Origin of the sequence: Cryobacterium tagatosivorans (assembly GCF_004402215.1) — a bacterium.
GTDB lineage: Bacteria > Actinomycetota > Actinomycetes > Actinomycetales > Microbacteriaceae > Cryobacterium > Cryobacterium tagatosivorans.
On record NZ_SOEZ01000051.1, the window covers coordinates 45,607 to 57,179 of the forward strand.

Annotated in this window: 8 protein-coding genes and 3 pseudogenes; 6 read left to right on the top strand and 5 right to left on the bottom strand. The window is 65.6% G+C overall.

All coding sequences use genetic code 11. The features are described from left to right. Positions 1–380: 380 nt before the first annotated feature. The 3 genes from E3O23_RS10250 (at position 381) to E3O23_RS10260 (ending at position 3,227) form a co-directional block, all read left to right on the top strand. Positions 381–857, top strand: a complete 477-nt coding sequence (locus E3O23_RS10250; protein ID WP_134490704.1) for a hypothetical protein — start codon at positions 381–383, stop codon at positions 855–857. Between the two features lie 163 nt (positions 858–1,020). Continuing rightward, on the top strand, positions 1,021–2,418 hold the full coding sequence (locus tag E3O23_RS10255) for a DDE-type integrase/transposase/recombinase (protein WP_198415173.1): 1,398 nt from the start codon (positions 1,021–1,023) through the stop codon (positions 2,416–2,418). Further along, positions 2,415–3,227, top strand: a complete 813-nt coding sequence (locus E3O23_RS10260; RefSeq protein ID WP_134490706.1) for an ExeA family protein — start codon at positions 2,415–2,417, stop codon at positions 3,225–3,227. Before E3O23_RS10255 ends, E3O23_RS10260 begins: the two co-directional genes overlap by 4 nt. A gap of 136 nt (positions 3,228–3,363) precedes the next feature. Here the strand turns inward: E3O23_RS10260 and E3O23_RS10265 are convergent. After that, a pseudogene (locus tag E3O23_RS10265) lies at positions 3,364–3,843 on the bottom strand (ATP-binding protein); the annotation flags it as partial. A 99-nt stretch (positions 3,844–3,942) separates the two neighbouring features. On the opposite strand from E3O23_RS10265, the pseudogene E3O23_RS10270 reads away from it, so the two are divergent. After that, positions 3,943–4,416: pseudogene (locus E3O23_RS10270) on the top strand (ISL3 family transposase). Here E3O23_RS10270 and E3O23_RS10275 read toward each other — a convergent pair. The 4 genes from E3O23_RS10275 to E3O23_RS10290 are packed head-to-tail and all read right to left on the bottom strand — an operon-like array spanning position 4,405 to position 9,444. Further along, positions 4,405–6,489, bottom strand: a complete 2,085-nt coding sequence (locus E3O23_RS10275) for an ATP-binding protein (RefSeq protein WP_134490708.1) — start codon at positions 6,487–6,489, stop codon at positions 4,405–4,407. The pseudogene E3O23_RS10270 and the gene E3O23_RS10275 sit on opposite strands and share 12 nt — an antisense overlap. Next, positions 6,486–7,964 (bottom strand): glycosyltransferase family 2 protein, encoded by a 1,479-nt coding sequence (locus E3O23_RS10280; RefSeq protein ID WP_134490710.1) that lies wholly within the window; start codon positions 7,962–7,964, stop codon positions 6,486–6,488. The genes E3O23_RS10275 and E3O23_RS10280 overlap by 4 nt, the downstream gene beginning before the upstream one ends. Next, a complete protein-coding gene (locus tag E3O23_RS10285) occupies positions 7,964–9,058 on the bottom strand; it encodes a HEAT repeat domain-containing protein (protein WP_134490712.1) in 1,095 nt (364 codons plus the stop codon). The genes E3O23_RS10280 and E3O23_RS10285 overlap by 1 nt, the downstream gene beginning before the upstream one ends. Next, positions 9,055–9,444, bottom strand: coding sequence for a response regulator transcription factor (locus E3O23_RS10290; protein WP_134490714.1), 390 nt, complete (start codon positions 9,442–9,444; stop codon positions 9,055–9,057). Before E3O23_RS10290 ends, E3O23_RS10285 begins: the two co-directional genes overlap by 4 nt. A 635-nt stretch (positions 9,445–10,079) precedes the next feature. Between E3O23_RS10290 and E3O23_RS10295 the strand changes: the two are divergent. Together E3O23_RS10295 and E3O23_RS10300 are read left to right on the top strand one after the other, a co-directional pair. Then, positions 10,080–11,233 (top strand): annotated as a pseudogene (locus E3O23_RS10295) (IS3 family transposase). An 82-nt stretch (positions 11,234–11,315) separates the two neighbouring features. Then, on the top strand, positions 11,316–11,573 hold a 258-nt coding region (locus E3O23_RS10300), incomplete at its 3' end, for a transposase (protein WP_134490716.1).

Genomic DNA, 11,573 nt, shown 5'->3' on the forward strand with positions numbered 1-11,573 from the left:
GAGCGTCTCGCGGGGTGACGACGTGGGCGTCTTCCCCGGTGACGATGGGTTTTAGCGCGCCTGGATTTGGTTCCTGGTGGTCGGCGGCGTCAGGCTGACGATGTCCGGATAGACGAATGGCCCGGCGTGCAATCTTTGCGGATCACGCCGGGCCGTTCTGACGCGTAAAGGCCGCGCTGATGCTCACGGTAAGTCATGATTCTGTTGTTGTCGAGTTGGACCTGCGGGTCGGGCGCGTAGCGTGCCCCGATTGTGGTGGCCGGTTGCGCCCCTGGGGGTGGGCGAGGGACCGCGTCATTCGCGAGGGCCTCGGCACGGATTGGGCGGGCCGCAGGCTCCGGCCGCGCCGTTCCCGGTGCACGGCATGCCAGGGCACGCATGTGCTCCTCGAGGTGCGGTTGGCCGCGCGGCGGGCCGATACGGCTGAGGTGATCGCGGCAGCGGTCGAGGCGAAGACGGCGCTGGGTTGGGGCCACCGGAAGATCGCGGCGGGCTGCGGAAGACCGGCCTCGACGGTCCGCGGCTGGCTCCGCGCCTTCGTCACCTCGGCCGTGGTAGTCGGCGAGCGGTTCACGAGCCTGTTGGTGCGAGACGCTCCCGACGCCGTCGTGCTCTGGCCCAAACCTGCCGGCACCACCGGCGGGGAGGCATTGTCGGTGTTGATGGCATATGCCGAAGGGCTGGCGCGTCGGTTTGCCGCGACCGTCACGGTGACGTGGATCCAGGCCGGCATCGCCACGACGAACGGGCGGCTTTTTTGCTCGAGCTGGTGGGCCGCAGCTCCCAACACCAGCCAGCCCTTACGCTCGGCGTTGCTGGGCGGAAAGGTGGCAGGAGCGCCTGCCATATCCCTGTGATCGGCGTCTTCACTGTTTGAGAGGACCATTCATGCCCGCAACACCGCCGACCCTCCCGCCGACGCTGCCACCGGTGGTGCCCCGGGTTTCCCCGGTGAGCCCTGCCGTGTCGCTCCTTGTTCCGGCGGGGTCGCCGTCGGAATCGGCAGTGCGCCGCGATCGGATGGAGAAGATCGCGCTCTTCCATTATCAGCTCATCCGCGGCGCTGCAGATGCTGCGATCACGACGCGTCAGCGCGGTCCGATGGTGAGAGACCTCGCGGCTATGGTGCATCCGGGGCCGTTCGGCGGCACGGTGACGGTCTCCAAAGACACCATCGACCGGTGGATTCGGGCATGGCGCCGCGGCGGGTTCGACGCGTTGAAACCCCGCGGCCGCGCCCAGGGCGCCGTCACGCCGGCGCAGATCCTGGCGTTGGCGGCGACGCTGAAACGCGAACGCCCCGCCCGCACCTCCGCGCAGGTGCGCCGCATCATGATGGACACCCTCGGCGACGCCCCCTCGGAGTCGACGTTGCTGCGGCACTTCCGCACGCTGGAACTCCCGACCGGCGTCCGCGAGGTGTTCGGTCGGTTCGAAGCGGACTACCCCAACGAAATGTGGGTAGGTGACGGCCTCCACGGCCCGCGGATCAATGGGCGGAAAACGTATCTGTTCGCGTTCCTCGACGACCACACCCGCCTCGTGACGGCAGGCCGATGGGCCTACGCCGAAGACTCCGTCCGCCTCACTGCAGCCCTCCGTCCGGCGTTGGAATCCCGCGGAATTCCGGGGGTTTGCTACGTTGATAACGGCTCGGCATTTATTGATGCGTCCTTGTCGCGGACCTGCGCGAAGCTCGGAATCCGGCTGACGCACTCGGCACCATACCGACCTCAGGGTCGCGGGAAGATCGAGCGGTTCTTCAATACCGTCAACTCGCAGTTCCTCACCGAGATCACCACCGTCGACACCAAAACGGGCGAGGTCGATGCGGGGGTGGGCAGCATGGTGACGTCGTTGGATGAATTGAATGCGCTCTTCAGTTCGTGGGTGGAGATGGTTTACCACCAGGCCGTTCACTCCACGACGGGGCAAACTCCGCTGCAACGCTGGGATGCCAGCTGGGCCGGACGCAAGCCGGTGCGGAAGTCGCGGGAAGAGATCGCGGAGGCGTTCCGCTGGTCGGCGATCCGCACGGTGACGAAGTCCGCGACGGTGTCATTGCAGTCCAATACCTATCAAGTCGATCAGCTCCTCGTCGGCAAACGGGTGGAGCTGGTCTATGACCCCTTCGACCTCGCCGGGCTGATCACCGTCTCGGCCGGGAACGGCGTCCCGGCTGGCATCGCGGTGCTCAGCGAAATTCGCCGGCACGTGCATAAGAAGGCCTCGTCCGCCGCGGCCGACAGCTCCGACACCGGGGCTAAGAACGCTGCCTCCGGCATTGACTACCTGCGCCTGGTCGAGACCCGCCATAAGGGCACGATGGCTGGGGAGCCGATCAGTTTCGTGAAAGCGTCCACCGCGACGGCCCGCAAGGTCGTCTTCGTGCCGAGCGTTTCGGAGGTGGCCCGATGAGTATCGACACGTTGCAATCGCACTACGGCTTCACCCGCATGCCCTTCGCCCGGGATATCCCGCCGCAAGCCTTGCACCCACACCCCTCGCATCGGGAAGCGATCGCCCGCATCGATTGGTGTGTCAGTCAGCGTCAGCTCGGGGTGATCAGCGGTGAAGTCGGCGCCGGGAAAACCGTCGCTGTTCGGGCTGCCCTCGCCGGGCTAGAACCCTCCCGGCATCAGGTGATCTATATCCCCGACCCGACGATCACGATGCGCGGCATCCACACCCGCATCGTCACCGCGCTCGGCGGAACCCCGGCGTTCTTCTCCGGAGTGCTCGCCTCGCAAACCGCGGCGCTGCTCGCGGGGGAACTCGACGAACGTGCTCGGCTGCCCGTGGTCGTGATCGATGAAGCGCACCTGCTGACCAACACCGACCTCGAAGCGCTCCGCATGCTCACCAACAGCGATATGGACACGGGGTCGCACTTCGCGATGCTCCTCATCGGCCAGCCCACACTCCGCCGCCGGCTGAAACTCGCGGTGCTCTCGGCGCTGGATCAACGCATCTCGACGCGTTACACAATCACCGGGATGAATGCAGGCGACACGACCGATTACATCCGGCAACACCTGAAATTCGCGGGCCGGTCCGACCCGCTCTTCTCCGACGACGCGATCCATGCCATTCACCTCGCCTCGCGGGGCTATCCGCGGGCGGTGAACAACCTAGCGGTCGCGGCGCTGATCGCGACTTATGCCGCTGACAAAGCGATCGTCGACCTGGCCGCCGCGCAATCGGCCATCACCGAAAACAGCGAATGAGCCCGCGTCACCACTGACGACCACCACGTCACCATCCAGACGAAAGCCCCGCCGGAATCCTCCGGCGGGGCCTTTTCAGACCCAGGCATCGTCACCGAAGATGACGCCGCCATCGTCAAATAACGCGACGCGCGACATGCCAGTCCTTCTGCGAGTACTGGGTGCAGAACACTGTGGAGGTCTCGCCGTAGCGGCGCTCCATCAACTCCAGCAGCATGCCGCGCATCGATTCCGTGGGTCGATCCAGCAACCACTCGTCGATGACCAGCAGGGTGAAAGCGGCGTATTTGCGGAGGAACTTCCCGGCCCCGCCGGGGCTGTCTTGGGCGGCGACCCATGCTTCCTCGAGGTCGGGCATGCGGACGTAGTGGGCGCGGATGTGGTGCTCGCAGGCGCGTTTGGCGATCGCGCAACCTAGATACGACTTTCCCGACCCGGTGAACCCTTGGAAGACGACGTTCTGCTGCCGGTCCACGAACGAGCAGGTGCCGAGCTGGGCCAGCAGCTGTCGGTTCAGGCTGCGCTCGTCGAGCAGGTCGATGCGGCGCAGGTCAGCGTTCGGGTAACGCAGTCCTGCCCGCCGGATCAGACCCGCGACTTTGGAGTGCGTGAAGCTCGTCCGCACCCTGCGACCACACCGCCCGACCCCGACGCCGCGGCCATCCTGGACGCGCTCACGGGCGATACGCACTAAAGTGGCACGACTCAGGCCGGCGTGAAGAACTCCCGCTACGCGCTCTGGAAGAACCCGGAGAACCTGACCGAGAAACAGCAAGTGAAGCTCGCCTGGATCGCCCAAACCGACCCCACCCCCGGCCGGGCTTACTTACCTCAAAAAAGGACTCCGCACGATCTTCAAACTCCCCTACGACGAAGCGGTGAAGCACCCGACAAATGGATCGGCTGAGCACGCCGGTGCCGCATCCCCGCGTTCGTGAAACTCCAACGCAGCCTCGTCAACCACCGAGGATCCATCCTCGCCGCGACCCCGCACGGGCTCTCTAACGCACGCGTCGAATCGATGAACACGAAGATCAGACTCAACACCCGCATCGCTTCCGGATTCAAATCACCCGAATCACTCATCGCCTTGGCCATGCTCAGCCTCGGCGGCCACAAACCAGCCCTCCCCAGCCGGAACAAACCCACGGAAACAGCAGGAGAGCCCTTTTGCCTTTTAGTGAGCTGACCCCGACAACGGCAGGTCCATGACCACAGTCGTCCCTTCCCCCTCGACCGAGGTCAGTCGCAGTTCTCCGCCGTGGTCCTCGACGATTTGCTTGACGATGGCCAGCCCGAGGCCGGTGCCGGGGATTGCCTGGGCCGTGGCGTTGCTCGCGCGGTAGAACCGGGTGAATATCTTTGCCTGGTCGTCGGCCGGGATACCGATACCGCGGTCCTGGCAGGTGAAAAGGACCCGCTGGGCGCCCTGGTCCAGCGTGCACCTGATGGTCACCACGCCTCCTGGGCGGCTGAACTTGATGGCGTTGGAGACGATGTTGACGATCGAGCGTTGAAGGTGTCCCCTGTCGCCCTGGACGATCGCCTCGTCCGGACCGGCATCGATGTCGAGCTCAATGGCGCCACTTTGCGCAAGCGGGGACAGTTCCTGGCCGGTGTGGGTGATCAGCTCACGCATGGACACCGGGGTGACGTTGACCTTGAGGCCGCCACTTTCGATCCGGTTGATCACCAACAGGTCCTCGATCAGGCCGCGCAGGCGACTCGTGTTGCGGTCTATCACCTCGAGCATCCGGTGCTGTTCCCCCGTGAGCTCGCCGGCGTCTCCGTCCTGGAGCAGCTCCAGATAGCCGCTGATCGAGGTCAGTGGCGTCCGCAGTTCGTGGCTCACCGTCGACAGGAAGTCGGTCTTCTGGCGGTCGAGCCGTTCGATCCGTTCGACGTACTCGCTCTGGTGCGCCCGGTAATCGGCCTCCACGATGACCCGCGCCACGAACGCAGCGACCTGCTGGACGGCGCCGGTCTCGGACGCGGTCCACCGTCGGGGCTCATGGACCATGAGGACGTAGATCGCCCCGATGACCCGGTCACCAAGCCCGATGGGGACCATTATGACCGCGCGGGCGCCGGTAGCGCGGTGAAAGATCCGGGATCGCTCCCGGGACTGCACCTCCGGCGCGAGAAAGTCGTCCCGAGCCGCGAACCCCTCGGCCAGCCACAGCTCCTCGGCGAGCCCGCCGACGTGCGGAACCAGATCGTCCGGCATATCCCCCAGTGGTGGCAGGTCCGGCAGGTGCCACTGGGCGCCGAGCAGCACCTTGTGGTCGGCATCGACGGTGTTGGCCATGACTCGGTCGGCGCCGAGCCCCTCGCCCAATGCTGCGCACAGGACGTCCAGTGCTTGCTGGGTGTCTGGCGCCGTACGGATGGCACGCTCGACCTCGAAGGTGAGCTGGTGCATGCGCAGAGCGCGTGCTTGGGTCTGCTGCAGACCAAGGTTCTGTTCTGTAAGTGCGTTGAAGTCGGCGGCAAGGGACCGGATCTCCAGGGAACCCTGATCCTCACGAGCGCGCGCACCTGGCTCGCCCTCGCGCTGACGTGTCACCGTGTCACGCAGCTCAGCTATCGGCCGGCTCATGGAGCGCGCGGCCCGTTGCCCCAGGACGAACGTCGCCACCAGTGCCGCAAGGCTGGCAGCGATGGTCGCTGTCGTTCCTGCCGCCGCTGTCGCTTGTGCCGAACTCCTGGCCTCGTCACGCTCAGTCGTGAGGTGCTCACCGAGCGCGGCGTTCACCCGACGGAAGTTGTCGGACAGGGCGTGACCCCGCCGGAGATCTGTCCTGTCGCCTCGAAGCACGGCCTGCTCCGTGTTCCGCGCATAGACCCACCACTGCTCCACGGCGAGGCGCTGAGCGCCCTCGAGGCCAGTGTGCAATGCGTGGTCGGCGGCGTTGAGGTCGCCCACCAGCAGCGCGAGCGGGTCCTGCAGCGTCGCCAGCGCTGCCATCGTCCGCGCGCGGTCGGCGCGGTAGTGCGTCAGCCGCTCCGGGTCATGGGAGAGCTCATATCCGAGCAGCTCGGTCTCGGCGTCGCTCATGAAGTGGAGGACATGACCGTTGGCATCGACGGCGGGGCCGAGGGCCAGGGTCAACCGGTTGACCTCGTTGGTCTGGATCTGCAGGGCACCGACGGCCGTGACACAGACAAGGAGGAGCAGGGCCCAGAGCACATAGACGAAGCGGCGCAGTCGGGCGGCTATCGGCCGCCCCTGCGCCGCCCGGCGACGGCGCAGGTCAATCATCGGCGCTCACTGCGGGTCACCGCACAGGACTCGTCGTCGAAGCCCTGCCGGGTCATAGTCCCCCAGACCTGTTTCTTGCCGCGCAGACTCGCCCACCACCCTTCCAGACGCCACCATGCCGTCGCCTGACGGTACCCGACGTTCTCCAGCACCGAGGCCAGCAGAATCGTCCCCAGGTCACGCCAACGAGTGTACTTGTGGAAGGTCAACTCCTCGACGGCCATGGCGACCAGGGTCACCAGAATCGCGTAGCCATAGGCCACGGCCAGGAACATCAGCGCATATGGCGTACTGACCACCCCGAGCGCGAAGCCGAGCACGACCAGGATGAGCCCGACGAGCTCCAGCAACGGTGCGATCAGCTCGAAGGCCCAGTAGTACGGGATGGCCACGAGCCCGACCCTGCCGTAGCGGGGGTTGAAAGCCATCCCGCGGTACTTCCACAAGGTCTCCCACAGCCCCCGGTGCCACCTCTTGCGCTGGCCGCGGAGCACTGTGGCGGTCATCGGCACTTCCGTCCACGACACCGGCTCGGCCACGAACTGCACGCGGTAGTCCCGGCGGTTCTCGATCATGTGACGGTGGATCCGTAGGACGAGCTCGAAGTCCTCGCCGATGCTGTCGGGGTTGAGGCCGCCGACCTCCACCAGGACGTCGCGGCGGAACATGCCGAATGCTCCGCTGATCAGGATGAGTGCGCCGAACCTGGACCACCCCGTGCGCCCGAGCAAGAAGGCCCGCAGGTACTCGACGACCTGGATGCGCACGATCCACGGCTTGGCGAGGTTGACCTCGACGATGCGTCCGTCGACGACCTTGCACCCGTTGGCGGCGCGGATGACCCCGCCGGTCGCGACGACGCGGGTGGGGTCGTCGGCAAACGGCTTGGTGACCACGATGAGCGCATCCGGATCCAGGATCGAGTCGGCGTCGACGAACACCACCAGCGGCTCGACGGCGGCGTTGATGCCGACGTTGATCGCATCCGATTTGCCGGAGTTCTCCTTACGCACCACCACCAGTCGTGTGCGTCCGTCCCGGGGGATGTGGACGTCGACGATGGTGCCCCGGGTTGGCAGGTCGGAGGGAACCTCACGCTGAACGGGCACGAGCTCGAAGGCTCGTCGCAGATGCTCGAACGTCGCGTCGGTGCTGCCATCGTCGACGACGATGACCTCGTGGCGTGGATAACGCATCGACAGCATGGCCTGCACCGAGGTGACGATCACCGCCTCCTCGTTGTAGGAGGGCAAGACGACCGAAACCCCTTGTGCCAGCTGGCTGGCCACGGTTTCTTCACGACCGGCGTAGCCCTTGCGGCGGTTCTGGCGCAGGAACTCCCACGCGGCCAGGCCGATCAGCACCAGCAGCGAGGTGTTGACGACCAGGAAGTAGATCAGCACCGGAGTGGCGACCAGGCCCATGATCGCGGAGATGACGTGACGCGAGCCCTCAACGAAGTCCGACCAGGTCATCAGGACTCTTCTGCGCTGACGGGCAGTTGCCCACGCAGCCCGGCGAGGTCAAGGGCCCCGCGCGCCACGCGCGCGCTGGGACACTGCCCAGCGGCGGCCTCTTTGAGTCTGGTGATGCCTTCGGAGCCGATCCGGACCAGGGCGTCGGCGGCCAGCTGTGCGAGCCGGCGGTCACCATCGTCGAGCAGCCCGGCGAGTGTGTCCAGGCTTTCGCGCTGTCCCAGGTCGCCCAGAGCGGTGGCGCAGGTGCGCCTCAGCGCGGTCGTCTCGGACGCATCCGTATGCCGTGCGAGGGCAGCCTCGTCCTCGGCACCGCCGACGCGGCCGAGCGCCACCGCGGCGCTGGCCCTGACGTCGCCCTCACTGTCCGTGGCGAGCAGGATGCGCAGCTGCGGGGCGGCTGAGGCGAAGGTGCCGTGGCCGGCGACCAGGGCGCAGACGTTGCGCACCGCCGGGTCCTCGGAGGCGAGACCGATCCGGAGTGCCGGAGCGATCTGGACCCCCATCGCCAACAACGCCTCGGCGGCGACCCAGGCCGGCAGACCGATCTGCCCGTGATAGGTGCGTAGTGCGTGCAGGACGCCGCTCGCCGCCGAAGGCTCGCCGATGGCACCCAGTGCCCGAGCGGCTACCAGCCGGACATCCGCATCAGGGTCGCCGAGAAGGGGCAGTACGAGGGCGGCGCTGTTCGGATCACGAACCAAGCCGAGCAGGTATGCCGCGCGGGTGCGTCGGATGGCTGACCGCGAGGTCAGCATCCTTGTGGCCCGCTCGATCTCACCGTGGGAGCGCAACAACTCACCCAGGTCGTCAGCCGGGGTGCCTCGAACCTTGGGCAGGAAGGCGACCACGCTCGGGCGCAGGCGATCCCAGGTGGGCGCCGGGAGGGCAGACAACGCAGTTTTGGCTTGGCCGTCCTCGTCCTCGCCGGAAGCTATCGCGATCAATGCGTGTCGATAGGGCGCGAGCAGGGCCCTGGACCTGACATCCGCACGACCACGACGGAACTTGGAGATGGCAATCACGGCGATTGACGACGCACAGGACAGGCCGATGACGGCGATGACAATCAGGAGGACCTGACCAGCCCTCACTTGTTGCCCCGCGCGAGAAGCGCGTTCACACGGTGCAACAGTTCGCGCGGGCTGAACGGCTTGATGACGTAGTCGTTCGCGCCGGTGGCGAACCCGACGTCGACGTCGGAGTCGCGTGAGCGCGCTGTGAGCAGGATGACGTCGAGGTCCTTGGTGGCCTCGTTCGCCCGCACCTTGCGGAGCACGTCGATGCCCGACAACCCGGGCATCATGACGTCGAGGATGGCCAGCCTCGGAGGGTCGGCCTCGATGGCCGCAAGGGCCGCCACACCATCAGCGACAGCGACGGTCTCGTACCCGGCCTGGGTGAGTTTGAAGACCACGAGCTCTAGGATGTCCCGGTCATCGTCGGCGACGAGGATGCGGGTCTTGACCGGCTCAACCATGCTCGAAACTCCCGTTCGACACCGGCTCTGCTGATGATGGACTACTATATATCAACCGGAGTGTTTCACCCGACTGCGCAGAAACCTGTTCAGAGTTGCTTCGAATGGTCTGGCGGGCTCTAAGCGGACAGTGACTTTCGTCTGACTTATCCTGCTTTGGGGTAGCTCCCCACTGTGGGTCCGGGCTTTGTTGTGTACGCGGCCGAAGGCACTACGCCAGCCGATGAAAGTCGATCCCCCACGCTACCCCGGGCGCACTGCCATTTCTCAGGCCGCCCCCTATCCAGGTAGCGACCGCGCGCCGATATCACAGACTGGGCATAGCACCAGGTAGATGGGGCCCCGGTAGCCGGCTGTGACGATGAGGCTGTTGTCTGCCCCGCAGTGCCCGCAGGGCGGTTTGGGTTCGTCCAAGCCCGGGTCGGTATCGTCCATGACTACACCATAGGCCGGGGACGCGTGATGCCGGCGTAGTTATCCACAACGGAACCGCTGCGCGGCACTGTGCCAGCCCCCACGGGGTTGCCCTCCTCCTGAACGGGACTGCCCCCGGTTTGGTTGACTCCTTGACGTGCCCCACGGTTTGGTTACCCAAAACGGTGTGAAGATCGGGCTCTCTTTGAGAGGCTTCTTCCATGCCACGACCATTCCCTGTCGAGTTCCGGAGGCGAGCGGTCGCGCTCGTTCGGGCCGGTACACCGATCACCGCTGCCGCTGTCGCGCTCGGTGTCAGCGCGGCCGCGATTCATAACTGGGTCCGCCAGGACCAGATTGACCGGGGAGAGCGTCCCGGGATTACGACGCCGGAGAGCATCGAGCTGGCCAAGGCGAAGAAGCGGATCCGGCAGCTCGAGGAAGAAGTCGTGATCCTGAAGAAGGCGTCGAAGCTGTTCGGGGAGGATCGACCGGGCCCAAAAGGCTTCACCCGATGATCGATGCCCTCGTTGAGGCAGGTCATCGGGCCAAGCAATGCTGCCGGCTGCTCGGAGTGAGCAGTCCCGGCTACTACAAGTACAAGAAGCGACCGTTGTCGCCGACTCAGATGCGTAGGCAATGGCTGACGGGGCTGATCCGTGAGATTCATACCGCGTCCCGGCAGACCTACGGGTCTCGCCGTGTCCATGCCGAGCTGACCCTCGGTTTGGGAGTCAAAGTCAGCGAGAGACTCGTCGCCGTCCTGATGTCGGACGCGCAGATCGTAGGTTTGCCGGGGCCGGCGAAGGTGAAACGGCTCCACGGCGTGGCCACGGCGGACGACCTGGTGCATCGAAAGTTCCACCGGCTGGCACCGAACGAACTCTGGGTCACGGACATCACAGAGCACCCCACGAAAGAAGGCAAGGTCTACTGCTGCGCGGTCATGGACACGTTCTCCAGGAAGATCGTGGGCTGGTCGATCGACAGCGCCCAGGAGACCAATCTCGTCGTCAACGCTCTCGATATGGCCATCAAGAACCGCCAGCCTCGCCCCGGCGGCATCGTGCACGCCGACCATGGAGTGCAGTTCACCTCTTGGGCCTTCACGAACAAGATCCGCGCCTCAGGGCTGATGCCCTCCTTCGGAACAGTCGGCGACTGCTACGACAACTCGATGATGGAATCCTTCTGGTCGAGCATGCAGATCGAGCTCCTGAACCGGAAGAAGTGGCGCACCCGCGTTGACCTGGCGAACGCCATGTTCGAGTACATCGAGATCTTCTACAACCGCACACGACGCCACTCCCAGCTCGCCTATGCCACCCCGATCGAGCACGAGCTACGCTTCAACACAACATCCATCTCCGCCTGATCCTCAGACCGCAGCGGGTAACCAGGCTGTAGGGCACGTCACCTAACCTGTGGAGACTCGTCTTCGCTGGAAGGATGTCACCATGCCCAAGCCCTACCCTCCCGAGTTCCGCCGCGACGTCGTCGCCGTGGCCCGGAAGCACGAAGCCCCGCTGAACCAGATCGCGAAGGACTTCGGGATCTCAGAGTCCTGCCTGGCCAACTGGCTGAAGAAAGCCGACGTTGAAGAGGGCGTGAAGCCGGGCGTGACCGAGAAGGAATCCGCGGAGCTCCGGGATGCGAAGAAGCGCATCCGGCTGCTTGAGCAGGAAGCCGAGGTCATGCGCCGCGCGGTCGCCTAC

Bases quoted from the DNA above. Each gene is read 5' to 3' on its own strand.
- E3O23_RS10255 (WP_198415173.1), top strand. From the start codon at position 1,021: ATGGAGAAGATCGCGCTCTTCCATTATCAGCTCATCCGCGGCGCTGCA.
- E3O23_RS10260 (WP_134490706.1), top strand. From the start codon at position 2,415: ATGAGTATCGACACGTTGCAATCGCACTACGGCTTCACCCGCATGCCC.
- E3O23_RS10275 (WP_134490708.1), bottom strand. From the start codon at position 6,489: ATGATTGACCTGCGCCGTCGCCGGGCGGCGCAGGGGCGGCCGATAGCC.
- E3O23_RS10280 (WP_134490710.1), bottom strand. From the start codon at position 7,964: ATGACCTGGTCGGACTTCGTTGAGGGCTCGCGTCACGTCATCTCCGCG.
- E3O23_RS10290 (WP_134490714.1), bottom strand. From the start codon at position 9,444: ATGGTTGAGCCGGTCAAGACCCGCATCCTCGTCGCCGACGATGACCGG.